Genomic DNA, 25403 nt, shown 5'->3' with positions numbered 1-25403 from the left:
TATCTCTATTATAAAAAATGCGTTGCTGGATAAAAGTATTCGTATCATGATTAAAACTCGAACCGGAATCATTGTATCAATATTACTTCACCATCTATATTTCTATTTCTTTTCATTTCTATGTCAGTTGTTCTTTTGAGTTTATTGTCATTCGAGTATATCAAGAGAAATACTTATAATGCCATTTTGATGAGGAAATGAATGATGACCACTGAATTTAGGACATTTTGTCTCAAATTCAGTGGTCAAATCGTTTGTTAGTATTTGTTTGGTGTTTATTTAGTAGTAACTCTTCATAAATTTATCAATTCCTTTGGCGGTTGCTTTGATCATGTTACTTCCCGACATATAGGAGCGATCTACTGAGTTAGCAATAAAGCCATATTCGATGAGAGTAGAAGGTACCGTGTTTCTTCCTACCACATAGACATCTTGTCGCTTAACGCCTCGATTTTTAAAATCTGGAACGTTCATGGCGATTTCTTGATTAATTACTTCACCTAATCTGCGGCTAGCGTTCGCATATGGATTTGTGGTGTACGCGCTAGAAGTAGGGACGAGTGCTTCATGACCTGTAGCGAAAGAAGGTGAAGAATTAATGTGGACGCTTATGAAAGCGTCAGCATCAAGCCTTTCTGATAGATTGGTCCGCTCAACAAGTGACAAGTATCTATCATTTGAGCGCGTTAGTTTCACTTCATAAAGCTCATAGTTTTTCTTTAGTTCGTCGGCCACACGATTAGCAATGTTTAGGGTGAGTACTTTTTCTTGAACTGTACCGTTTGAAGTCACTGCACCAGCATCTCCCCCACCGTGTCCAGCGTCAATTAAAATCACGTGTTTGTTAGCTGGAATCACCGGTGATTTTATAGGAGTTTTTCCGGTAAATGGTTGCACAAAACCAGATGATACGTAACCGACTTGATTGTTATATCGCACCTTGTACCAACTGGCGCTTTTCGATATGACAGAAATCGAAGTGCCTGAGGGAATTGTTGTCAAAATAGATCCGTAACGACTCGCTTGGTTACGTAAATTAAGATTTTCGATAGTAATATATGTTGGATAAGTGGATAAAGAATCCCCCGGTGCCACTTGCACTATATAATGTCGAGCAGGTGTGAATCCTGTAATACCGTTATACATAACTTTTAACCAAGAACCCGTTGTGCCCGATTTTCCTAGTACAGTCACTTCAGTAGATGCTGGAATCGTAATAAGGACCTTTGAGTTCACTAAAGACATGCTTGAGCGAATCTCGGTCGTTTGCTTACTTCGTGACTTCATAGCCGAGGGCGATATGGTTACATACTGACTTGCCACATAGCCTTGAGTCCCATTGTATGATACTTTATACCAAGGGCCTGAGGCAGCATGGTACATTAGTGGGCTGGACTTTGGGATAGTCATTAAAACGGGTGATTTGACAGATGGGCCCTTACGCAGATTTAGTGACGTTTTAGTTTTATATATTGTGTTTATTGAACTGACTGAATTTTTAGGTATAGGTTTTGGCGTCACGTACTTCGTTGAGACATAACCGATTTTTGAATTAAATGAAACTTTAAACCAGGATTTATCTTCTCCATATACACCTATCTTCTTAATGGTTTTTCCTTTTGGAATCGTCAAAAGGACTTTGCTTTTTGAAGAGAACGAGGAACGCAAATTCAAATTTTCAGTTGTTATGAATAGAGATTCCTCTGCATGTACGACGTTTAGGACGTTAACACTAGTTAAAAGCTTAAAGGGATAGAAAAAAGAAGTTAATAAAGCCAAGGAAATTACTAAGCTTATTCGAAATTTATGTTTAGACTTCATAATAGACTCCTCATATGTAGTTTTTTTGGTTGTAAAGACCCATGAATGGTTTTTTACTATCTGTATGGTACTTATCCTTTAAATATTAGTCATTCTATGCAACGATTATTGGCTTTCGTCTATCTACAGTTAAAAGTTTTCTTGCCCTGTTTTAAAATGCACTATTATTAAGGGGAATAGACGTATTTTAAGAAATAAATTGGCCCTCCTTTCATCTGCATAAAAGTTTAGTTGCATGAATGTGTTAGAATGTAACTTGTTTGACTCATAGATTTCGTTTTTAGAAGTCCATGGATTCAATGTTGAAAAACTAAGGATACTCTAGTATTTTTAGCTATAATTCTGATAAAAGAAATAACGAATTTATAAAAGAGGTGAATTGTTTTGAAAACTAATCAACTATTGACTATTTTTACATCCGTATTAGTAATTGCAGTCTTAGCTTTTTTATTTTTAAATGATCAAAGTTCCGAAAAATCAAAGACTAAAATTGTTCAAGATGAAAAGATATCAGTTAATAATCAACCTACAATAGGTAAAAAGGAAGCGCCGATATCAATTGTAGAATTCGGAGACTATAAATGCCCTTCGTGTAAAGAGTGGGGTGAAACAATCTATCCTCAACTTGTAAAAGATTACATTGAAAGTGGGAAAGCTTCCTTTAGTTACATTAATGTTTTGTTTCACGGAGATGAGTCCACTTTAGCTGCCCTTGCATCAGAATCTGTTTACAAAAATCACCCAGAATCATTTTGGCAATTTCACAAAGCTATTTATGAAGCTCAACCTGACGTTCAAATACACGATGATCCATGGGTTACGGTGGAGAAAATGGAAGAGATTGCGACGAAGACTGTCCCTTCTCTAGATTTAAATAAATTTAGAGAAGACCTATCAAGTCGTTCTTCTAGATTAGAATCAGTTAAAATGGATGCGGCGCTCGTAGAAAAATACAATGTTACGCTGACCCCGACGATTGCAGTTAATGGGGTCATCCTTGAAAATCCATTCGACTATACCTCTATAAAAAAACAAATTGAAAAGGAGCTAACCCAATGAGCGCTTCAGTAATAAATCGATATGGACTGTACCTCGCCTGGGTTGTTTCAATTACTGCAGTACTTGGAAGTCTATATTTTAGCGAAATTCGTGGTTTTATACCTTGTGAACTCTGTTGGATTCAACGAATCTTTATGTACCCAATAGCTTTGATTCTTGCAATTGCAGTTTTCAGAGAAGATAGCTCAATCAAATTTTATGTTCTCCCTTTATCAATAATCGGATTCTGTATCTCTTTTTACCACTATCTTGTACAAAAGGTGCCCGGCTTTTCGGAAGTCAGACCATGTGAACAAGGAGTTTCCTGTAATGCACAGTACATTGACTGGATGGGTTTTATCACAATTCCGTTTTTAGCGTTGACCGCCTTTTTTCTGATTACAGTCATTCTTGGACGAATCAGTACCAAACAGTAGTTTTTGATTTGGATTTGAAAAATGAAGAACTAATTGTATCAAATTGGTATGCTTACTAAAAAACAGCTTTGATTTAGAAAAACATGAAAAGCTTTTTGAAGTTGGAAAATAGATTAGACAATACCCAGTAAATAATTCAATTGACGTTTTTCTTAAAACGTTAGTGTACTATATTGTTTTTTTGAAAAAGCGTGACTACCTATCGAGTATGAGATCTAACTAGCTCTCTAATAGGTAGTTTTTGTATGGCTAAAAATAAGAAATAATCGCAAAACCAGAGAAAGTATCTCAAATCTTCAAGTATGTAGAGCTGATAGAATAAATGTTTTTTAAATTAAGTGTTGACGGCACAGCAAAAGTTTAATAAGTTATACATGAACATATGAACATATTAACATGTATAGTTATCATGAGCGGAGGTACTGACTTATGGATGAACCGATTGAAGATACTACAGAAAATGAAATAGAAATAGGGGCGCAGATTGACGATGAGACTCTATTTATTGTATCTCAGACGTTCAAGGCACTTAGTGACCCGACAAGAATTAAAATATTAACCCTGCTATGCACAAAGGAACATTCGGTCAACGGAATAGCTGATCTTCTTAACTTAAGTCAATCAAACGTGTCTCATCAGCTACGTTTTTTAAAAAATCTTCGACTTGTCAAGTTTAGAAGAGAAGGAACTACTCTATTTTATTCAGAAGATGATCACCATGTCATGAACTTACTAAGACAGGCGATTGAGCATGCGAAACACCACTAAATATAGTAAGGAGAGTTAATCTTATGGCACATAATCATGCACATGATCATTCTCATACCTCTAACAAAAAGATTTTGATCATTTCATTCTTTATTATTTCGGCATACATGGTTGTAGAGGCGATTGGAGGGTACCTTACAAATAGCTTAGCACTTTTAGCGGACGCAGGTCACATGCTTAGTGATGCGGCTTCGCTCGCTATTGCATTACTTGCCTTTAAATTAGGTGAACAAATAGCGAACAATCGTAAAACGTTCGGATATAGACGCTTCGAGATTCTAGCAGCTGTTTTAAACGGGGTCACACTCATACTGATTTCCATATATATCTTTTATGAGGCCATCAATCGATTTATTCAACCACCTGAGGTCGCATCCGTAGGAATGTTAATTGTTAGCAGTATTGGCCTTGCTATAAACCTTCTTGTTGGATGGATTATGTTAAGAGGTGCAGACGTAGAACATAATTTGAATATGCGAGGTGCTTATCTACATGTTGTAAGCGATACGTTGGGTTCAGTCGGTGCAATACTGGCAGCGCTTCTTATCATGGCATTTGGATGGAACTGGGCAGATCCGCTCGCAGGAATCATTGTAGCGGGACTTGTTTTACGAAGTGGTTACTTCGTGACGAAATCCGGATTGAACGTATTAATGGAAGGTGCACCACAAAACGTTGATGTCGAAAAGGTTCTTCAAGTCATTCACAACAAGGAGGGGGTACGGAGTATACACGACTTTCATCTTTGGAGTATCACAAGTGGAATGAATGCACTCTCATGTCATGTTGTCGTTGATGGTAATTTACAAATCTATGACAGTGAGAATCTACTTCAAGAAATTGAACACGATTTAGCACATCTGAACGTTCAACACTCTACGATTCAATTCGAAACTCTTTCTCATCCTCACAGCGATGAATTGCTTTGCAAACTGAAGGTAGGGGAAGTAGTACATCAACATTAAAAAAATCACCTGTTGAGTAGGATTGACAATCAAGAGGAGGAGACAGCAATGCTGATTTTGGATAATAGTTACTTAATTTTGAGCATGTATAGAAACTCGATTTTTGGCAACGGAGTTTTGATAGATGATTGAATATATTTCTTCGTTAGAACCCCTTACTCAAGCATTGCTGGGTACTTTATTCACTTGGGGGATGACGGCGCTTGGTGCCGCGTTAGTGTTTATGACAAAATCAATGAATCAAAAGCTAATGGATGGGATGCTCGGTTTTGCTGGAGGAGTAATGATTGCCGCTAGTTTTTGGTCATTACTCTCACCTGCAATTGAGATGGCGGAACAAGATTCTCTTCCGGCGTGGTTACCAGCTGCAATCGGTTTCTTACTTGGAGGATTCTTTTTATCAGGTGTTGATAAAGTGATTCCACATCTGCATCCCACTTCACCGATGGATGAGGCTGAGGGTATAAACCCTAAGAAGAGAAAGCGGAGCACGTTACTGGTGTTAGCAATAACATTGCATAATATTCCAGAGGGACTTGCCATAGGCGTTGCATTTGGAGCAGTTGCAGCAGGATTCCCTTCATCATCAATCACGGGAGCTATCGCGCTGGCAATCGGAATCGGCATACAAAATTTCCCTGAGGGTGCTGCTGTGTCAATGCCATTGAGACGAGATGGATTATCTCGTCGTAAAAGTTTTTTCTATGGCCAGTTATCTGGTATGGTTGAACCGTTCGCGGCGTTGGTAGGAGTAGTAGCAGTACTCATAATGGAGCCTTTACTTCCGTTTGCGCTAAGCTTTGCTGCAGGAGCAATGATTTTTGTTGTAGTGGAGGAGGTAGTCCCAGGATCTCAAGAAAATGGAAACAAGGACTTGGCTTCTGTTTGTTTAATGTTTGGCTTTACAATCATGATGATTTTAGATGTGGCTTTAGGCTAAAATAATTATTTTTTTAATGGTTATCACTTTATTTTTTGACTGATATATATTCAAGATACTAACTATATTCGGAAGTGTAAATAATGAGCCGTAATTATATTTACTTTCAGTCGGTATTTTTACTGTTGGATAAATAAAAATACTAGAAGAAAAAATATAAAACCTCTTGCCCTGGCAATTAAAATCGTGGAGTTATCTATTTCATTCTGAAATTTCCTGAAAATTTTGGGGGTGATTTTGATAGAGAAGGAAAGCAAATTCGGAATTCAAGTGCTAGAGAAGGTGGAAGCCCACCAAGTCAGTATATACATCATTTTTTTGATGTTGGCAGTAATCTTTGGTCTATTGAATACAGAAGCTGTATATCTCGATATTTTTATTTCTCCCCTTTTAGGAGTTTTGATGTATGGGATGTTCGTTCAAATTCCGTTTCTGAAATCGAATGGATCTGCTACAAACATGAGGTTTGTGGTAGCTCTTTTATTAGGAAATTTTGTTGCCGTTCCTTTAATAGTTTAGGTTTTGGTTATCATATTTCTTCAAGATTCATCACTAATGCTGGGGGTGTATTTGGTGTTGTTAACACCGTGCATCGACTATGTGATTGTTTTTACAAAGATGGGAAAGGGAAACGAATCAATATTGTTAAAAGTAACACCGATTCTTTTAATTTTACAGACGATACTCTTACCCATATATTTATTCGTATTATTAGGAGAAAAGGCTATTAGTATCGTTAGGATGGGTCCATTTCTAGATGCATTTCTATTTTTGATTTTTATACCGCTTCTATTAGCGATAATGACACAATTGTGTTCTAAAAAGAGTTCTTTAGGTAATCGTATCATGAAAATGCCGCCATGGATTCCCGTTCCATTTATGTCTTTTGTACTTTTTGTGGTAGTTGCCTCTCAAATTAGGGAAGTGTATAGTGACCTCGGGACATTAATAGATGTAATACCAGTTTATATTTTATTTCTACTTATCATACCATGGGTGTCAAAGTCCCTTGGTAAGTTGTTCAAACTAGATATTGCTTCAAGAAGAGCAATTACATTTAGTATGGGAACAAGGAATTCACTTGTAGTTCTTCCATTAGCATCTATATTACCAGAGCCCCTATCAACACAAGTAGCTGTAGTGATCATTTTACAGACCGTTACCGAATTGTTCGGAGAAGTCTTATATATAAAATTAGTGCCTAAATGGTTCTAACAAATTAGATACATGTATTTAATTTCGCTTTCAAAAATTACGTCCTTCGATTGTTTATTAAAATATTAAGAACTGCGCTTAAGTTCTCAAGTATGCGTTGTTTACAATCAATAGGCAAAGAAATTTATTATATTGCAGAACGCTAGAGACCAGTATTATTCTAACAACTAACCTTTTTAAGGATGGACTACCAAGTGAGGAGAGATCGAACAATGGCGAGTACTGATAAGGCATCAAAAAATATCAAACTAGCATTTATAATTAATCTTGTTTTCTCGATTGGTGAATTTATCGGGGGATTTTTGATTAATAGTGTTGCAATCATGTCGGACGCCATTCACGATTTAGGTGATGCTCTTGCATTGGGCCTGTCCTGGTTCTTACAAAAATTTTCGAACAAAAAACCCGATCATAACTTCACTTTTGGATATAATCGTTTTTCCCTTTTAGGAGCATTAATAAATGCGACAATATTAATAATTGGATCTGTATATATTTTTACTCAAGCAATTCCTCTACTGTTTGAACCGGAGCATTCTAATGCACAAGGAATGATTTGGTTTGCAATTTTTGGTGTGCTTTTAAATGGTTTTGCGGCATTCCGTCTACACAAAGGAAAATCAGTAAATGAGGGAGTACTATCTTGGCACCTTTTAGAAGATGTTTTAGGTTGGATTGCCGTTCTTGTAGTAGGGATAGTTTTACTCTTCAAGGATATACATATACTTGACCCCATCCTATCAATTGCTATTGCGTTGTTTATATTAGTGAATGTGTTTCGTAATTTAGTTAAAACAATGAAAATACTTTTAGGTGCTGTCCCTGATGGTATTGACATCGATGAGGTGAAGCAAAAGATTGAAGGTATTGAAGAAGTGATTTCTGTTCAAAACCTATATGTCTGGTCAATTGATGGCGAAGATAACGCCATGAATTTACACTTAATAGTAGAAGAGATGAATCTAAAGGATTCAACTATTGTTAAACAAAAAGTCAAAGAAGTGACTTCAAAACTAGATATTAAACATTCTACAATAGAGTTAGAATCAAAAAAACACAACTAAAGAAATAAGTCATCCTTGCACCAAATCCACACTGAGGTTCGACATATGAGTAAAAATTCTATACTTCATACCGTCTGATACCAATAAATACTTTTCTACGTGCAAGGAAACTGAATATCGAATGAGGGTATATTTAGAAACCCCCTCATTCGTTTTTTTTTTGAACACTATCGAAATTTCGTCTCTTAAAATAGGATGTATTCGAATGAATGAATGATTCCAAAACGAACGTTCAAATATTTAGATTTAATTGTCATAGTTTAGTAGACCTATCGACCGGATTTTCTTTCCATACTTCGGAGAATATTCCGGTCAATGAATAAGGTTCGGCCTCGATTAAAACTGTCTGATGATAAAAAAGCTGACAATGAAACCTAAAAAGATGACTCGGGAACAATACCGAAGTCATCTTAAAGCCGTCTTAAAAAACAGAGATCATTTATTTTTATCATACCCAGTACAAATTCGAGGATATAAAAATGAATATTTTTGTTTTTTTATTCTTTGACATTCATCAGTCTTAAACTGTTCAGTGCTACCAGAAGAGTTGCCCCCATATCGGACATAATAGCTATCCATAGGGTGAGCCAGCCCGGGATGACCAAGAGTAATGCAATCGCTTTGATACTGATAGCGAACGCGATGTTCACTTTGATAATATTTAGGGATTTTCGGCTCAATTTTATCGTAAACGGTAGTTTGCTCAAATCGTCGCCCATCAGGGCGACATCTGCTGTTTCCAAAGCGGTATCCGTTCCAGCACCACCCATGGCAATTCCAACAGTAGAGGCAGCGAGTGCCGGAGCGTCATTTACGCCGTCCCCGACCATCGCGACATTGTCGTACTCAGCTCGCAAGCGTTTAATGACATTTAATTTATCCTCTGGCATCAATTCTGCCTGGATTTCGTTGACGCCAACTTGCTGGCCGATAGCTTTGCCTGTCCCTTTGTTGTCACCCGTCAGCATAATTGTCTTTTTAATACCCATATCATGTAGTTTCCGGATGATTTCTTTGCTGGATTCCCGGACTTCGTCGGCTACGGCGATAACCGCCAATATGCTTTGTTTCGTTCCGATAATCATCGAAGTCTTACCTTGCTGTTGCAGAGCCGTTACGGTTTGGTCCAGATTATTATCAATACTTTCAACACCTAGCTCGTTAAAGAGAAGCGGGCTTCCGATAAAGTAGGTGGTGCCGTCTATCGTTCCTTTAATGCCTTTTCCTGTGATGGAAGAGAAGTCCTCAACTCTGATAGAGGTGTAAGGTATGTTTTCCTCGTCCGCTTTTTTCATGATGGCAGAGGCCAACGGATGCTGAGAACGATATTCCAATGCCGTCACGATAGAAAGCAGTTCTCTCTCGTTTACCTGCTTGTTCGTGATTTTAAAGTCTGTGACGACAGGTACACCTTTGGTCAGGGTACCGGTTTTGTCAAATGCAATAGCTTTCAGCGCGCCCATTTTTTCCAGGTATACGCCGCCTTTAATCAAGACCCCTTTTTTGGCAGCATTACCGATGGCGGAAACAATCGAAATCGGCGTCGAAATGACTAAGGCACACGGGCAACCCACTACTAGAACCGCCAATCCTTGATAGACCCAGGTTTCCCAGCTGGCATCTCACGTGCGGCCTATTACAAATGGTTGAACCGCACCGTATCGGTGCGTCAAGAAGAGAACGAGAAGCTCCTGGAGGACATTCGTCTACTCTATGACCAGGCGAACCGTACATACGGCTACCGTCGGGTCACGATGACAATCAATCGGCTACGCAGGCAACAAGGTCTGTCCACGTTCAATGAAAAGCAAGTCTATCGCCTGATGCATATCCATGGGATCCAATCGATCATCCGCGGGAAGCGGAAGAGACATAAGAAGTCGATGCCACAGCATGTGGCCGAGAATCTGATGAACCGAGAGTTCAGCGCGTCCCGACCGGACGAGAAATGGTGCACCGACGTCACCGAGTTTAAATATGGTGCCGGGAAAAAGGCATACCTGAGCGCAATCATCGACCTGTACGACGGCTCGATCGTCGCCTATCGCATCGGAAAGTCCAACAACAACGTTCTCGTCTTCCAGACGATGATGCCAGCCATCACGGGGCTCCGCACAGGAGCGCGTCCGATGATCCATAGCGCCAATATACCTCGAGAGGGTTCAAACGCATGGTGGAAGACGCGGGACTGACCCACAGCATGTCCCGGGTCGGACGTTGCATCGACAACGCCCCGATCGAGAGCTTTTGGGGTACCCTGAAAGTCGAGATGTACTACCTGCGTGAGTTTCAGGCCTATAGCGAACTCACATCGGCCATCGAGACCTACATATCGTTCTACAACCATGACCGTTTCCAGAAACGGCTAAACGGCTTGAGCCCTGTCGAATACAGGTCTCAAGCCGCCTAGTTCGGTTTTCATTATTTGCCCTGTCTACTTGACGGGGGGCAGTTCAGTATCGTCCGACGCGAGATATTGATATTCGCGTGACGGAGGGCGTCGTGACACCTGAATTGAAAGAGGCGCTTCATGAATATGAAATTGAAATTGTCGAAGGGGTGATTCAGTTCCCACCCCGTGAAGACTTTAGGGAAAATGAATTCCGGCATAAGATTGAAGGGCTGTTCGAGGCGATTGATGTGTATATCCCCGACATTGAACTTTTAGCATGGACCAAGATTTTCTCCTCTCGCCAAAAGGATCTAGAGGATCTCGAAAAAACGAATCTATTGGCACTTTGCGATAAAGATAAACTTCTCGACCTTGTAGAGGAATACAAAGCAAACATGACGTGGGACGATCCATTTTGTAACGTGCATGACTTGAGTCGAATTTTTCAGGAAAAGGGTATATAATAAATCAAAAGAAGAGTAGAGGAGGGTGACCGATGTCAGACAGTAATCATGTACTTCTGCAAAGCGAGCTAGCGGATGAACTGAATCGTATGCAGGCAGGCGGGACAAGCTATCGCTTAGAGACGGCTCAATTGGCCCTGGCATTAAGTCGTCATGTATCGGTCCCTGAATCGCTACGTGACCGAGAAATGGCTCGCCAGTATGTTCGATCTTCACTGCATGATTTACAGGACGACCGGGCAGAGGATGTGGCAAAAATGCTTAGTATGGCAGCACGGCGTGCCTACAACACTCCTGAAAATACGTTCTCGGTAGATATGAAAGTGAAATTAGAAGAAAAGCGTAATCGATTCAAGGTGCGTGGATTGCAGGTGAAATCTTAATTGGACCAAGCGGAGTCATTCTTTATACTCTCATGAGGTTATGATTCTACGTGTGAATGAAGCATCTTTGGTCAAGTCATTGAACATGTATCAGACGATTTCTTCAAACCGTTAAATACTTTGTTTGTAATAAACATAAGGGTACTAGATTCAGTCACTGGTTGACTCAACCTAGTACCCTTTTCGTATCATTGTTTATTTTGTTGGGTGCTCCGCTCACGCAGGACCGCGAGCTCGACCTGTTCCTGTAACCGGTTCTCGAATGTCTCTTTCTCTCGACGGAGGAGCTGGACTTCTAAGTGCAGTTTCTGGTTCTCTTCTTCAAGCTGGTCAAGACGGCGTGTACGAGCTTTTAAGTCGTCGACAGCGTCCATAAGACTTTGATTTTGCCGATAGAGCTGGCTACGTTCATCTTCTAGCTTTTTCATGTCTCCTTCTAGATGAAAAACTGTTTTTTTCTGCTCTTTTAGTTCTTCTTTGTTAGACACACGTTCTGTTTCCAATGCGTCTTCAACGATTCTCTTTTCAGCGATTAGTTGGTTGATTTGATCTTGTAATTGAGTGAGTGCAATTTCATGTGACGACACCTTTCGCTCATACTCCTCTTGGAGTCGTTCAGCTTCTGCAATTACGCTTTGTTCAAGGTCATGAATGGTATTTTTATATCGCGCGTTGATTCGCTCATGTTCTTTTTGTTGCGTTTCTAGTCGAGTGGCTCGTTCATTGAACAGGGCGAGCACTTGATTCAGTGCTGCTTCGAGTGATTCGTTCTCCTTGACGACTAAGGGGTCCGGTGACTGTTTATCGGCCAATGATATTAATTGCTCGAATAATTGGTTGGTTGATATTTGACGTTGCTCCATTAAACGCTGAATATGTTCTTTTACTTCTTGTGACACGCGGAATGACGTCACCTTGGTCTCGTTTGATTCCAATTCTAATCCCTCATTTGGTTATTATTTTGTATACAGCATATGTAGTTCCTATATTTAAATCATTTAAATACAAGTTGTTATAAAAAAAATCACTCATAAACTGGCACTTTGTGGTGTAGGAAGGTATACATTTCGACGTCGAAATGTATACCTTCCTACACTTTTTACTTATGAGAATGTCTCAATAGTAAGCTAGTAGTCGAATCATCTATTTAATCCTAGCGACTAAGCAACAAAACGCTTAAGACAATTCCTACTTTGTTTTATTACATCATATAAGAGATGACAGTAGTTAACAATTTAAAGCTGTATGAGTTCAAAATAAATACGACCCAACTAAGTACGAATCGAATTAGTGTTTTGAGAGAAACAATAAGCTTAAAGAAACATACAAAATGGACACGAATATATAGATTGACAAATAACGTTTACAGTTGTAAATTTAAATCGATTACAAACGTAAACGAAAAGAGAGGAGAAAAAATGCTTTCGAAATTTCAATTATCTGATTTGCAAATGGTTAATCACTCTACGCAGCCTGTAGTCTTAAAGTTCACCGCCGATTGGTGCCCGGGATGCCGTCAGCTCGCACTACTATTTGAAAGCGTTGCTGAAGGATATCCAGATGCGTTTTCTAGACAAGAATATAGCCAATGAAGACTGAATAGCGAACCCAAAAACATAATGGTTGACAGTCGACGTTTACGATTGTAAACTGAAAACAAATAAAACGTTTACGATTGTAAACTTAAAATTGGAGGTTAGACAAATGGCTGAACATGTCGAAAAACAAATCACGGATTCAGAATGGGAAGTCATGCGTGTCGTTTGGGCCCAAAAGCACGTGACCAGTAAAGAAATCATCGAGGTATTGGAAAAGAAGATGAGCTGGAAGCCTGCGACGACGAAGACATTCATTGGAAGGCTCGTGAAAAAAGGGATGCTCTCAACCGAGGCCGAGGGGAAGAAATTCATCTACTCCGCGAACGTCGTTGAAGGTGACGTCATCAGAGAGACGTTACACGATCTACTCGATCATATCTGTGACAGGGATGTCGGGAACACAATCGGAACGATGATCACACAGGCGACACTGAGTGTACAGGATATCGAGAATCTCAAAAAAATCCTTGAGATGAAGGAAAGTGAAGCGGTGGAGGACATTCCATGCACCTGTACCCCGGGTCAATGCAGATGTCAGGACCATTCCTGTGGATCCAGACATTGAGTTTGAAATGATGTCATGAAGGTAGTGAATAGGAGGAGATTCAAGATGAAAAAAACGATTTTAACGATTAAAGGTATGTCATGCGCTCATTGTGTCAACAAAGTCGAGTCAGCACTTGAAGGTCTGAATGGGGTTGAAAGTGCGAAAGTCAACTTAAAGAAAGGCATTGCAAAAGTGAAGTACGATGAAACACGACTAGATGTGAATGAATTTAAAGAAGTTGTGGGCGAGGTCGGTTACGAAGTCGAATCAGCCCAATAATAATGGAGGTAAGACGATATGGAGAGTAAGACATTTGCCGTGGAAGGGATGACCTGTGCGTCCTGCGTTCAGACAGTTGAAAAAGCAACAAAAAAATTGCCTGGCGTAGTGACCTCCAACGTCAACCTAGCGACTGGGAAATTGAGCATTCATTACGATGAGACGAAAATCTCGCCGCTGGATATTCAGACGACCGTCGAGAAGGCTGGCTACAAGGCCTCAACCGAGACCGAGCAAAGATCATTTGTCATCACAGGGATGACTTGTGCCTCGTGTGTGCAGACGATTGAGAAGGCCACGAGGAAAATGGTGGGTGTGACTGAGTCGAATGTGAACTTGGCGACAGAAAAATTAGTTATTCGATATGATCCTCAGCTGGTGACTGTATCAGATGTCATCCGAGTGGTGGCAAACGCCGGATATGAGGCAAGAGAAGATCAAGAATCAGCGGATAGTCAAGATACCGAGAAAGAAAAGAAACTGAAAAAAATTCAATCGATGTGGAACCGATTTGTAGGGTCGGCGATTTTCACGATTCCATTACTCTATGTGGCGATGGGGCATATGATCGGCCTACCCCTACCGATGGCATTGCATCCAACGATGAACCCAGAATTGTTCGCTGTCTTGCAGCTCATGATGACCATCCCAGTGATGTTGTTCGGATGGAAATTCTTCTCCGTCGGATTTAAGACATTGTTCCGAGGGCATCCGAATATGTATTCACTTGTCGCCCTAGGGACGAGCGCAGCCTTCTTCTATAGCGTCGGTGCCACCATGGCTATCCTCTCAGGTTATGAGGGATACGTGAATAGCCTCTACTATGAGACAGCCGCAGTCATTCTCACGCTGATCACATTAGGTAAATATCTTGAAGTCCGGTCGATGGGTAAAACATCCGAAGCGATTGAAAAATTGATGGGACTGGCACCTAAGACGGCAAAGGTCGTCCGCAACGGACAAGAGTTAGAAGTATCAATGGACGAAGTCATCGTCGGCGACACGATTATCGTAAAGCCTGGTGAGAAGATTCCGGTGGATGGCGTGGTTCTATCAGGTAATACGTCTGTAGACGAATCCATGCTGACCGGTGAAAGTATCCCTGTTGAAAAAAATGTGGGTGCTCAAGTCATCGGTGCCAGCATCAACAAGAACGGGATCATCCAATACCGAGCCACGAAAGTCGGTAAGGATACAGCGCTATCTCAAATCATCAAATTGGTCGAGGATGCACAGGGCTCTCGAGCTCCTATCGCAAAACTGGCCGATATCATCTCCGGATACTTTGTACCGATTGTCATCGTCGTCGCGATCCTTTCAGGAATTGCATGGTATTTAGGCGGTCAGACCGGCCTCTTCGCCTTGACGATCACGATTTCAGTACTGGTCATCGCCTGCCCTTGTGCACTAGGTTTGGCCACACCAACAGCAATCATGGTGGGTACGGGCAAAGGTGCTGAGAATGGTGTGTTGATCAAGAGTGGCGGCGCCTTGGAGACGACCCATAAAGTCCAGACGATCGTGTTCGACAAGACAGGGACGATCACTGAAGGAAAACCGAAAGTGACAGATATCGTGACAGTGAATGGACATCAAGAAGATGAGTTGTTACGCTTGACAGCTTCCGCTGAAAAAGGGTCTGAACATCCATTGGGCGAAGCAATCGTAAGAGCGGCAGAGGACAGAATGATGCGTGTCATGGATATCGATCGTTTTGAAGCCATCCCAGGGCACGGGATCGAAGTCCTGATCGACGGAAAAGTCTTGCTTGCCGGAAACAGAAAATTGATGAAAGACCGCGGCATCTCACTGGATGTCCTTGAAGGCGCTTCAGACAAACTCGCACACCAAGGCAAGACGCCGATGTATATCGCGATTGACCAACAAATCGCAGGGATCATCGCTGTCGCAGACACCGTCAAAGAAAACAGTCGTAAAGCCATTCAGAAACTTCAACGAATGGGTATCGAAGTAGCCATGATCACCGGAGACAACAAAGGTACGGCCATGGCGATTGCGAGACAGGTCGGGATCGATCGGGTACTGAGTGAAGTGTTACCTGAAGATAAAGCGAACGAAGTGAAGAAGTTACAGGCCGAAGGGAAGAAGGTCGCAATGGTCGGTGATGGAATCAATGACGCACCAGCCTTGGCCCAAGCAGACATCGGAATCGCGATCGGTTCGGGTACTGACGTTGCGATCGAATCTGCAGACATCGTCTTGATGCGAAGCGATTTGATGGATGTACCTACAGCTGTCGAATTGAGCAAGTCAACCATCCGCAATATTAAACAGAACCTGTTTTGGGCATTTGCCTATAATGTCATGTGTATCCCGTTTGCGATGGGGATTGTTTATCTACTTGGTGGGCCCTTATTGAACCCGATTCTTGCTGGAGCGGCCATGAGTTTAAGCTCAGTCTCGGTCCTGGTGAACGCACTCCGTTTGAAACGATTCCAGCCTTCGATGATCAAATAAAAGGAGGAATTGGGATGGATAGAGATCTACAGCTCGAACTTTACACGCGTCCGACGTGTTCAGATTGTCAGGATGCCAAAAAATACTTAAAAACAATCTCAGTCTCTTATGTGAACAAAGATGTGGGTGTGAACCTTGACCTTGAACAAGAAATGGTAGCGATATCAGGGAATCGAATCGTACCACTGTTTGTCTTCTACAAAAAAGGGATGCTCAGAAAAAGAAGAGTAGTGAAGTACTTTGTTGGCTTCGAGAACAACAAAGAAGAGATTCTAACATTGCTACGATAAGCAACGATAGCTCACTCTCAGAACCTGTTGAAAGCGTGTCGCGCAATGAGGGACACGAACATAAGGTGGCGAGGGTGTAAAAAAATCGATACTTTTACACCCTACCCATGTATGGTAATTAAATAATCAGGAGGAACATATAATGAAAAAATCAACATTTCAGGTAGCGGGTATGTCTTGTGGATCTTGTATCAATAAGATTGAAGGACACGTTGGAAAGTTAGCGGGTATTGAATCAGTGAAGGTCAATCTTTCGGCGGGAGAGGTGGACGTGACGTTCGATGAAAGCCAACTCACACTTTCTGAGATTGAAACCGCAATTCAAGAGACTGGCTACGAGGTAACGGAGGCGACCGTTAAAATCGGTTGTTCTTGCTGCAAGTAATGGAGGTCGAGTGACGGTGCGATCAAGGACTACACAAAGGAGTGTTAAACGTGAAAGACCATGGACATCATCATATGAAGAACTTGACGGAAAATGAAGTGTCTGTAGAAGCTAAATATGAATTCGGGAAAATCAGTATCGAGTTAAAGGATCAACATCAGCAAGCCCCGGAACTCGAAGTCAGCCATGAAAAGGAATTCCATTTGATTCTCGTGAACGAAGACCTAACTGAGTACCGACACCTCCATCCGTTTAAAAAGGGTGAGGGTCGATTCGAGCAACCCGTCCAACTTGAGGCAGGGGCGTATAAACTCTTCGTGGATATTCAGCCTAAGGGACTGGCATATCAAGTGAAGCCGGTTCACTTACAGATTGATCATCAGTCCTCTTCCTCTATCGAATCGTCACTTAAAGTGGATGAGCGTCTGACGAAGACGATCGAAGGTCATACCGTCGAGCTGTCGATTGACTCTTTAAAAGCGCATGTCCCGACTGTCTTCAGCTATGACACCAAAGAAAGTAACCCGGAGCCATACCTTGGAGCACTTGGTCATGTCGTCATCTTGGATGAAGCCGGAGAACAGTTTATCCATGTGCATCCTTCTTCTCATGATACGACGGAATTTGAGACGGTCTTCCATAAACCTGGCCTATACAAGGTCTGGGCCGAATTCCAGTTCCATGGGACTGTGCACACCTATCCTTTCGTCATTCGTGTCTCAGATTGACCATGAGCGACCCATGGTTCCTCGTTGGGTCGCTTTCCTGTAATCGTTGTAAGCATAATTTTCGAAGGAGAGGACTCAGATGATAGAAAGTGAGCGGCTGGACACTCATGGTGATCGAAAAACCAAGATGAAATTCATCCTTCTACTCGCGTTACCAGCGGTTGCCGAGAATTTTTTCCAAACGTTGCTCGGATTTGTCGATACGCTGTTCGTCTCAAGAATCGGCCTAGCAGAAGTGTCAGCGGTAGGAGTGACGAATGCCATCCTCGCCATCTACTTAGCTGTCTTTATGGCAATCGGTGTGGCAGTAAACGTTTATGTCGCCAATAACTTAGGCGCAGAACGAATCGAGCGCGCGAGACATATCGCGCAGCAGGCCATCGTCCTATCTGTCGTGGTCGGGGTGACCTTTGGGGTCGTGACGCTATTTTTCGCTGAGCCTCTCCTGCGGTTGATGGGGGTGGAGAATGACGTTTTAGAAGCTGGTAGCACCTACTTCAAAATTGTCGGGATCCCATCGATCGTGATGGCATTGATGTTTGTGCTCAGTAGTATCTTACGAGGTGCGGGAGATACAAAATCACCGATGAAGGTGAGCATCGTCATCAATGTCGTCAATATTGTGCTCGACTATATGTTGATTTTCGGTTTTTGGATCATCCCCGAACTTGGTCTCGTCGGAGCGGCACTCGCGACCGTCATCGCCCGGCTCGTCGGGACGCTCTTATTGATGAACTATATTCGTAAGACGGAAGTGATCGCCTTCAGGAAAGATTTCTGGAGACCGGATCTCGAACACCAGTTGGAGCTCGTGAACCTTGGAAGCCCGGCGGCTATCGAGCGATTGGTCATGAGAGCCGGACAGATCGTGTATTTCGGATTCATCGTGGTACTCGGGACGAACACCTTCGCCGCGCATCAAATTGCAGGGAATCTAGAGGTGTTCTCTTATATGTTGGCATATGGTTTCGCGACAGCAGCAACCATTCTCGTCGGTCGCAACATCGGAGCGGGAGACCACGAGACCGCCAAAGAATATGCCAGATTGAGCACGTTCATGGCGATGGGCTTCATGTCCTTATTCGGGGTCGTCTTATTCTTCTTCGGAGGATGGGCAGGTTCACTTTTCACCGACGATCCCCAAGTCATCAAAGACATCGATGTCGCGTTAAAAATAGCAGCGGTCTTCCAGCCTTTCCTAGCAGTTGTCCTTGTATTGACCGGTGGATTCCAAGGAGCGAACAATACGAAGTTTCCAATGTATCTGACCACGATCGGTATGTGGGTGATCCGGACTGGGGCAGTATATGTATTGGCGATTCAGATGCAGATGGGCATTGCAGGAGTGTGGATCGCCATCGGTCTAGACATCGTCTTTAAGGCGATCGTCCTTTGGATTCAATTCAGCCGAGGGCGTTGGATTGTAGTGGAATCCGAACCGCAGAAGCCCTGTCATCCCAAAACTAAGCATGAAGACGTGCGATGTATAAATAATTATTAACACTTGACTGAAATTGTAGGAAAGAGCAAAGTTGTTCTTTCCTTTTATCTTTTCTGAAAAAGTTATTAAAGGAGCCCGTCACGCCGATCTAAAGAAATCGAATCAGTGGTGAAAAACACACATATGTCATGCGGCCTATAGCTGCTCGATTATAAAAAATGGATATTTTTTTGTTCAGTATAGAAAAAACCTGGTCTTCGTCAAAAAGAACCAGGTAATTAAGAAAGTTATTGTTTATTCAAATCCATATTAGTTGTCAGTCGATGAATATGAACGGCTAGATAAGCTAGTTCCTCATTAGGAATTGTCACACCGTGCAACTGTTTAAGGTAGTCCCGTACTTTGAATGAACCATTCATGGCCTTTGGGTAGATGTTCGCAATCTGTTCAAATAGTTGATCGGATTCTTCATTCAATATTTTTCCAGCATAAAAGCGTTCAGCGAAATATTTCACATGTGTGATGAATCATGAATAATGAATATCTTCTTCATCGGTTTCAATATTGTAAGCATATCGAATAAGGTTCACAATACTCCCAATCATCTTGGCGTAGCGCATGCCATCACGTGTTTCTTCTCTTTCTCCTTGCGCGTTGATAATATGAAAAGCAATATTGGCTGCCTCTTTAATAGGCAGTTCGATTTTAAATCGTTCATTCATGAGATTAACCGCATAACTTCCAATCTTGAATTCCTGTGGATAATAGTTTCGAATTTCCCAAAATACTCGGTTGCTGATAGTAATACCTTTATAATAACGTTTTACCGCAAAGTGAAGGTGGTCTGTCAGTGTTAAAAAGATACCAGCATTGAGCTTTGTAGCTAGCTTTTCCTCAGCATATGCAACGATTTCTCGAGTGATCTCGACGAATTCAGAAGGAATTTCAGTCACCAGTCCTATGAACTCTTTAATACGGACATCGTCAGCGGGTATGAACATTTGGGAGGCTTCAGGTGGAGCGACAACATTTCCGACTTTCTGCCCGAAACCAATTCCTTTTCCAATTAAAATGTACTCAAGCTTTGATTTGTCCTCGACAATCACGACACTTGAATTTAATACTTTTTTGATACGAATCATTCCATACCTCCGTCTTAATTCAAGTCAGATCATCTCCATTTGAAGCTATGACTTTTTTATACCAGTAGAACGAATCTTTTTTAATCCGTTCTAGGGTCCCGTTCCCTTCGTCGTCCAAGTCTACATAGATGAACCCATACCGCTTCTTCATTTCTCCTGTACTTGCTGCAATTAAATCGATTGGTCCCCATGCCATGTAACCGAGTAAAGGCACCCCGTCGATGGAAACTGCTTTTTTCATCTCTTCAATTCGAACTTGAAGTCTGAGGTGTTCCAGTACGTCAAGTTCAACTCGTTAAGCGACTATGAAGTGCGTGAGCGGGTGAATAATTACTTAACTTACTACAACGAAGAACGTATCCAAGAAAAATTAGGCTACCTCACACCGATAAAATATGGTGTGGCGGTAGCCTAATCAAGGTATTTTTATTAGTGTCTCATATAGCTAGGTCAGTCTAATCTTTTCTTTTTTTTTAGGTTACAAATAGTTCATTGGGTTGACACTATTCGCTGCAGAATAACTGCTGTATTTATAACTGTTTTTATGAATCTCAAAGTGCAAATGATTTCCGAACGAGTTTCCTGTATTCCCAACTGTTCCAATCTTCATACCTTTAGAGACTGTCTGACCATTTTTTACCGAAAGGCTGTTCATATGAGCATAAACGGTTACGTATTTTTGATTCTGTAGACTATGTGAAATCATAACGTGTTTACCGTATGCACCGCTGTTTTTAGATGTAATGACTTTTCCACTGGCAGAAGCGTAGACGGGTGTGCCTTTTGCTGCAGCTAGATCAACGCCATTATGGAATGTATAACCGTAAGCACCATTAGAGTTTCCGTATCCTTGGGTCAGCCGACCTTCTGTAGGAGAAGCAAAAAGAGAGTTATTATATGATGTTTTTTTGGCAACGTGGCTCTTATATTTTTTTAGGTAAGAACTATAGATATACCGTGTGTTTCCTTTGTAAAGTACTTTTGTCCAAGCTCCTTTTTTTCCTAAATAAGAAAAGGTCTGCCCAGTGTTAGTGATGCCGACAATTTTGTGATTGAGAGAAGGACCAGTCCGAACACGAAGATCGTCTGTCTTCACTTTTACGTTATATGCACTACTTGCTTCGACTTTTGGACTATGCATCGAAAAAGTTGTTGTGAGTAAGACACTAGAAGCGATAAGTATTACCTTGTTTTTCATTAGTTGTACTCCTTTAAAGATAAAGATACAGTGACGAACGATTTGTTAAAAGGAGTATAGCATCACTATATTACAAAAAAGTATATCAAATTCATTTCAAAAATTGACAAGAGATTTAATCAAAAAATGCATAGTTTTTTCACAAACGGATTTTATGATAAAAGTTAAACACATTTCTTTTTTATAAATATGGCTCATCACCATAACTCGTGGTTGCTATTTTGACGACCGATCTCGAGGCGCAATCTTAAAAAGAATCGTTCGAGGTTTCGATAGCCATAACCACGGCGTTTGATGAGCTTGATCTTGTTGTTCGTCCCTTCCATCTTCCCGTTCGACAACCTTGACACGATGGTCTGGCGCATTGCTTGCTCTCGGACCCGGATCGCTTTCGCGATCTTCGCTAAGGGCCCGCACGGATGGAACTGATAACGGTCCAACCAGTCCGTCAGCCGCCGTTGCGCCTGTATCTCGCACGTCGCCTTCAGCACATACCGGATATGCTGGAGCCCTTGATAGAGGTTCCGAATGAATGGATCTTCCTGAATACAGGAACGGGCGACCTCCCGGTCTTCCCCAGTCAGCGTTTCCGGGCGACGCGCGAGCGAACGATCGATCACGCGAACGTGGTGATGGCGTCTTGCCTCGTTCAAAAAACGACGCCGTCGGCGAAGAGCGTCCGTGAAGAACTGGACGAGGTGGAACCGGTCCAGCACATGTTCTGCCTCCGGGAAGACATGGTTGATGGCCTTCGCCATCGCCGGTGCAAAATCACTGACGACAGAACGGATATCCCCGGATATGTCTTGAAGTGCTGCCGTGATGGCTGCCACGTCCCGGCCCGGGACAATGGACAGAAGCTGTCCACTCTTGGCATCGAGGACAATCGTCGCATAGTGGTGCCCCTTTCTCGTGGCGAACTCGTCGACCAGGACATGCGTTGCACGCTCCATCGTCTCCACTGAAGCGTACTGATAGAACCAGCGCTCCACCGTCGTATAAGGGAGGCCGTACTCGCGTGCGACATCTGAGATCGTCCGTCCGTGGCAACGTTTTGCGATGCCTTTCCGGAAAACCTCGGTGGAAGTGCGGACGAGCCCGAGACCGTAGTCATACACGAACGTCAAATCACAAGAGGTGCATCTTTGACGTGGGACATCCAGTTCGATCCAGAGTACACCGACGTTCCACGCATGACCGTGTCGAAAGCGACGCCGCTTTTTCGAATGCTGGATGGTCTTTCTCTGGCAAAGCGGACAAGGGATGTCATGTCGACCCGGGATGACCGGAAAAACGTTTGGTTCTTCGTCTGACGACATTTGGATCTGAAAAAGGGCTGGAAGTGGAAGAAGTAATTTGATAAACTGTTGGGACAAAGCGAAAACTCCAATCGTGGTTTGTCTAAGCAACAATTACGATACCGGGGTTTTCGCTTTTTTTCTATGTTCAATTCAAAATCCGATGGATTTTATGTGTCAACCACACCTTATGGTGATGAGCCATAAATATTCCAAAAAATAGATTTATTTTTTGTGTGTAGGAGGAATTTGATGGAATTATCTTTTTTGTTAGCTTTTGGGGCAGGGTTGTAATCTTTCATTTCGCCATGTTGTCTGGCTTTATATCCCGTTTTTTTATCTTACATTACAGGGGTTTCAGTTAGAGAGTTAAAAGAAAATGAAAAGTGGAACTGGAATGGAGTTCCCCATACATTAGTTTTCCTACTTGGATTTTCGAGCGTATTTTTAGTGATGGGTTTTTCAACGTCATACTTGGCTGATTTTTTTATAGGACGGTTTGTCAAATTAAGCGCAACACTTCCTCGGTGAAGGCCTCGTGTGGTTTTAGGGAGGGGGAAAAATAAGAAGAGCAATTCCTATAAATCAGAGCTCATTTAAAATATCATACAAGCTAATAGGTATCTTATAATTAAAACATCTAGTACGAAACACTCGTAAGACAAGGTTTACTTCCTGCACAACCTCTGTAGACAGTAGATACCAGGCTTTACATAAAAATTAGGATTTGTTATAGTGGTCGTGAAAACAAAATACCTAAATACACTAGGGGAGCCGAATTGGCTGAGACGGACAAGAGTCCGGACCCTTTGAACCTGATCTGGGTCATACCAGCGGAGGGAAGTGTGCGAACCTTTTATACTTTCTATTAAACTGGTCTTTCGCCGCCTCCTATCTTCAGGAGGCGGTTTTTTGCGTTCAAGAAAGGGGTAATAGGCATGGATCATTGTACAACAGTTTAAAAAAGCAACCGAGTGCGGAGGGATACTCATGCAACTCTCTGCTCGTGAAAGAGCGCCAATTGTACATTGTATTACAAATCAGATCTTTGCAAATTTTCAAGCTAATGGATTGCTCGCTGTAGGTTGCTCATTTGCAGGACTACTGTACAAGTATACACAGAGGAGAATAATGGCAGCCGGTAGTGAGGTGATTGGAACAGGACTGCTGGCTTCATTAGTGGAGCTCTACTCGCCTGGGTTTTAGGGAAAAGGTTTGAACGACATTCTTTGTCGGTTCTACCTAAACAGTAAACTGGATGGGCTACACTCAATTGGACATAAATGAAGAGGTCGATTAGACTGAAACAAATTATGAACATGAGGAGAACATCAAACATGACAAAGAGAGCGCACCGCGTTTACACAGATGAATTCAAAGAACAGGTCGTCCAGCTCTATCTTAACGGGAAGCCGAGGATCGATATCGTTCGCGAGTACGATTTGACACCATCAGCACTGGGACGTTGGATCAACCAGAGCCGTGCGACCGGTTCGTTCAAGGCAGAGGACAACCTGAGCGACGAGGCCCGTGAACTCCGTGACCTGCGCAAGCAAGTGAGGCAACTCGAGATGGAGAATGACATTTTAAAGCAAGCCACGCTGATCATAGGACGAAAGTAACTGTCATCAAGAACAATATGCACAAATACTCGGTATCAGCAATGTGTAAAGTCCTGAAACTGTCAAGAAGTACCTTCTACTACGAATCCAAGAGGCGACCGGCGGTCGACGACGTGACCGGTGATGTCATCGAGATCTTCCGTCGCAGTCGTGACAATTATGGGACGCGCAAGATCAAGGTCGAGCTACAGCGTCTAGGGAAGCGTGTGTCACGCCGACGCATCGGACGCATCATGAATGAGCAGGGACTCGTGTCCTCCTACACCGTCGCACAATTCAAACCGAAACGAAGCAATCCTAACGAGTCCACGGTGAAAAACGAGCTGAATCGTGAGTTCCGTCAGGAAAAGGAACTGTCGGTCATCGTGAGTGATTTGACGTACGTCAGGGTCCAAAACAAATGGAACTATGTATGTGTATTTGTCGATCTGTTCAATCGGGAAATCATCGGACATAGCGTCGGCGAACGCAAGGATGCGGACCTGGTGGCCCGGGCGATCGCAACAATTCCAGCTGATCTCCGTCGGGTAGGCATGTTTCACACCGACCGTGGGAGCGAATTCAACAACAAACTCGTGAGCGACACGTTGCGCAGCTTCGGGATCCGTCGTTCGCTCAGTGACAAGGGCTGTCCTTACGACAACGCAGTGTCAGAGGCGACGTACAAGGTCCTCAAAATCGAGTTCGTCAAGAAGCAGACTTTCCCGAATCTGACAGTTCTCGACCGTGAATTACGTGATTACATACATTGGTTCAATCACATCAGAATCCATGGGACATTAGGTTACCTGACACCGAAAGAATATAAAAAAAGAGACCTCTTAAAAAATGTCTAGTTAAGTGTTGACAATCCAAACCGATAGTACTATTCAGAAAGACATTCATTTAAAGTTGGTACGGAAGAATTAGA

The 25403-nt window shown here is 42.3% G+C and carries 22 protein-coding genes, 7 pseudogenes and 1 riboswitch; of the genes and pseudogenes, 22 read left to right on the top strand and 7 right to left on the bottom strand.

What is annotated here, in order from left to right:
* Positions 1-279: 279 nt before the first annotated feature.
* A complete protein-coding gene (locus P398_RS16770) occupies positions 280-1821 on the bottom strand; it encodes an SH3 domain-containing protein (protein WP_081828362.1) in 1542 nt (513 codons plus the stop codon).
* Between the two features lie 384 nt (positions 1822-2205).
* On the opposite strand from P398_RS16770, the gene P398_RS0115760 reads away from it, so the two are divergent.
* The 7 genes and pseudogenes from P398_RS0115760 (at position 2206) to P398_RS0115725 (ending at position 8248) form a co-directional block, all read left to right on the top strand.
* The gene (locus tag P398_RS0115760) at positions 2206-2880 is read left to right on the top strand and encodes a thioredoxin domain-containing protein (protein ID WP_029336180.1); all 675 of its coding nucleotides are present in this window, start codon (positions 2206-2208) and stop codon (positions 2878-2880) included.
* Positions 2877-3296, top strand: a complete 420-nt coding sequence (locus tag P398_RS0115755; RefSeq protein WP_029336179.1) for a disulfide oxidoreductase — start codon at positions 2877-2879, stop codon at positions 3294-3296. Before P398_RS0115760 ends, P398_RS0115755 begins: the two co-directional genes overlap by 4 nt.
* Before the next feature lie 429 nt (positions 3297-3725).
* On the top strand, positions 3726-4064 hold the full coding sequence (locus P398_RS0115750) for an ArsR/SmtB family transcription factor (protein WP_029336177.1): 339 nt from the start codon (positions 3726-3728) through the stop codon (positions 4062-4064).
* A 23-nt stretch (positions 4065-4087) separates the two neighbouring features.
* Positions 4088-5029 (top strand): cation diffusion facilitator family transporter, encoded by a 942-nt coding sequence (locus P398_RS0115745; protein WP_029336176.1) that lies wholly within the window; start codon positions 4088-4090, stop codon positions 5027-5029.
* Positions 5030-5153: 124 nt separating this feature from the next.
* Entirely contained in the window at positions 5154-5969 is an 816-nt protein-coding gene (locus P398_RS0115735; protein ID WP_029336175.1) for a ZIP family metal transporter, read from the top strand.
* 321 nt (positions 5970-6290) lie between these two features.
* Positions 6291-7184 (top strand): annotated as a pseudogene (locus P398_RS16255) (arsenic resistance protein).
* A 212-nt stretch (positions 7185-7396) separates the two neighbouring features.
* Positions 7397-8248: a cation diffusion facilitator family transporter gene (locus P398_RS0115725; RefSeq protein ID WP_029336174.1), complete on the top strand. Its 852-nt coding sequence runs from the start codon at positions 7397-7399 to the stop codon at positions 8246-8248.
* 497 nt (positions 8249-8745) lie between these two features.
* On the opposite strand, the pseudogene P398_RS0115720 reads toward P398_RS0115725, so the two are convergent.
* A pseudogene (locus tag P398_RS0115720) lies at positions 8746-9870 on the bottom strand (heavy metal translocating P-type ATPase); the annotation flags it as partial.
* Here P398_RS0115720 and P398_RS16250 point away from each other — a divergent pair.
* The 3 genes and pseudogenes from P398_RS16250 to P398_RS0115705 form a co-directional block, all read left to right on the top strand.
* Positions 9862-10658, top strand: a pseudogene (locus tag P398_RS16250) (IS3 family transposase); the annotation flags it as partial. The pseudogenes P398_RS0115720 and P398_RS16250 overlap by 9 nt on opposite strands.
* A 59-nt stretch (positions 10659-10717) precedes the next feature.
* Positions 10718-11104, top strand: a pseudogene (locus P398_RS0115710) (DUF6036 family nucleotidyltransferase); the annotation flags it as partial.
* Positions 11105-11136: 32 nt separating this feature from the next.
* A complete protein-coding gene (locus P398_RS0115705) occupies positions 11137-11487 on the top strand; it encodes a hypothetical protein (protein ID WP_029336171.1) in 351 nt (116 codons plus the stop codon).
* A gap of 188 nt (positions 11488-11675) precedes the next feature.
* Here P398_RS0115705 and P398_RS0115700 read toward each other — a convergent pair whose 3' ends face one another.
* The gene (locus tag P398_RS0115700) at positions 11676-12422 is read right to left on the bottom strand and encodes a hypothetical protein (protein WP_029336170.1); all 747 of its coding nucleotides are present in this window, start codon (positions 12420-12422) and stop codon (positions 11676-11678) included.
* A 282-nt stretch (positions 12423-12704) separates the two neighbouring features.
* On the opposite strand from P398_RS0115700, the gene P398_RS17205 reads away from it, so the two are divergent.
* From P398_RS17205 to P398_RS0115665, 8 genes are all read left to right on the top strand, one after another.
* Positions 12705-13079: a thioredoxin family protein gene (locus P398_RS17205; RefSeq protein ID WP_081828361.1), complete on the top strand. Its 375-nt coding sequence runs from the start codon at positions 12705-12707 to the stop codon at positions 13077-13079.
* 112 nt (positions 13080-13191) lie between these two features.
* The gene (locus P398_RS0115695) at positions 13192-13650 is read left to right on the top strand and encodes a CopY/TcrY family copper transport repressor (RefSeq protein ID WP_029336169.1); all 459 of its coding nucleotides are present in this window, start codon (positions 13192-13194) and stop codon (positions 13648-13650) included.
* 45 nt (positions 13651-13695) lie between these two features.
* On the top strand, positions 13696-13911 hold the full coding sequence (locus tag P398_RS0115690) for a heavy-metal-associated domain-containing protein (protein WP_029336168.1): 216 nt from the start codon (positions 13696-13698) through the stop codon (positions 13909-13911).
* A gap of 18 nt (positions 13912-13929) precedes the next feature.
* Positions 13930-16389, top strand: coding sequence for a heavy metal translocating P-type ATPase (locus P398_RS0115685; RefSeq protein WP_029336167.1), 2460 nt, complete (start codon positions 13930-13932; stop codon positions 16387-16389).
* Positions 16390-16403: 14 nt separating this feature from the next.
* Positions 16404-16679, top strand: coding sequence for a glutaredoxin family protein (locus P398_RS0115680; protein ID WP_029336165.1), 276 nt, complete (start codon positions 16404-16406; stop codon positions 16677-16679).
* Between the two features lie 142 nt (positions 16680-16821).
* A complete protein-coding gene (locus P398_RS0115675; RefSeq protein WP_051627724.1) occupies positions 16822-17064 on the top strand; it encodes a heavy-metal-associated domain-containing protein in 243 nt (80 codons plus the stop codon).
* Between the two features lie 74 nt (positions 17065-17138).
* The gene (locus tag P398_RS0115670; protein ID WP_029336163.1) at positions 17139-17792 is read left to right on the top strand and encodes a hypothetical protein; all 654 of its coding nucleotides are present in this window, start codon (positions 17139-17141) and stop codon (positions 17790-17792) included.
* A gap of 127 nt (positions 17793-17919) precedes the next feature.
* Positions 17920-19293 carry an MATE family efflux transporter gene (locus P398_RS0115665; RefSeq protein ID WP_235263544.1) on the top strand — a complete coding sequence of 458 codons (1374 nt, stop codon included), beginning with the start codon at positions 17920-17922 and terminating at the stop codon, positions 19291-19293.
* Positions 19294-19520: 227 nt separating this feature from the next.
* Here the strand turns inward: P398_RS0115665 and P398_RS16245 are convergent.
* Together P398_RS16245 and P398_RS16760 are read right to left on the bottom strand one after the other, a co-directional pair.
* Positions 19521-20375, bottom strand: a pseudogene (locus tag P398_RS16245) (PRD domain-containing protein).
* Between the two features lie 19 nt (positions 20376-20394).
* Positions 20395-20637, bottom strand: a pseudogene (locus P398_RS16760) (family 1 glycosylhydrolase); the annotation flags it as partial.
* A gap of 6 nt (positions 20638-20643) precedes the next feature.
* Between P398_RS16760 and P398_RS17200 the strand changes: the two are divergent.
* Entirely contained in the window at positions 20644-20790 is a 147-nt protein-coding gene (locus tag P398_RS17200; protein WP_160151244.1) for an IS3 family transposase, read from the top strand.
* A 63-nt stretch (positions 20791-20853) separates the two neighbouring features.
* On the opposite strand, the gene P398_RS0115650 is transcribed toward P398_RS17200, so the two are convergent.
* Both P398_RS0115650 and P398_RS0115645 read right to left on the bottom strand, forming a co-directional pair.
* Complete coding sequence (locus tag P398_RS0115650; protein ID WP_029336161.1) at positions 20854-21573, bottom strand: peptidoglycan DD-metalloendopeptidase family protein; 720 nt, start codon at positions 21571-21573, stop codon at positions 20854-20856.
* 197 nt (positions 21574-21770) lie between these two features.
* On the bottom strand, positions 21771-22892 hold the full coding sequence (locus P398_RS0115645) for an ISL3 family transposase (protein ID WP_235263469.1): 1122 nt from the start codon (positions 22890-22892) through the stop codon (positions 21771-21773).
* A gap of 279 nt (positions 22893-23171) precedes the next feature.
* Between P398_RS0115645 and P398_RS16750 the strand changes: the two are divergent.
* The 3 genes and pseudogenes from P398_RS16750 to P398_RS0115635 all read left to right on the top strand — a co-directional run.
* A pseudogene (locus P398_RS16750) lies at positions 23172-23360 on the top strand (cytochrome c biogenesis CcdA family protein); the annotation flags it as partial.
* Between the two features lie 268 nt (positions 23361-23628).
* A riboswitch (TPP riboswitch) is annotated at positions 23629-23730 on the top strand.
* Positions 23731-23861: 131 nt separating this feature from the next.
* On the top strand, positions 23862-24077 hold the full coding sequence (locus P398_RS16745; protein WP_081828358.1) for a hydroxyethylthiazole kinase: 216 nt from the start codon (positions 23862-23864) through the stop codon (positions 24075-24077).
* A 131-nt stretch (positions 24078-24208) separates the two neighbouring features.
* Positions 24209-25329 (top strand): IS3 family transposase gene (locus P398_RS0115635; RefSeq protein WP_115336678.1). Its coding sequence is split into 2 segments (ribosomal slippage): positions 24209-24458 and positions 24458-25329, totalling 1122 coding nucleotides; the frame shifts between segments, so codons are not numbered across the junction.
* Positions 25330-25403: the final 74 nt, after the last annotated feature.

Source organism: Exiguobacterium aurantiacum DSM 6208, from assembly GCF_000702585.1.
Lineage (GTDB): Bacteria > Bacillota > Bacilli > Exiguobacteriales > Exiguobacteriaceae > Exiguobacterium > Exiguobacterium aurantiacum.
Note: the sequence above shows the minus strand (reverse complement) of the source record. Positions and strands in the feature narration are given on the sequence as shown.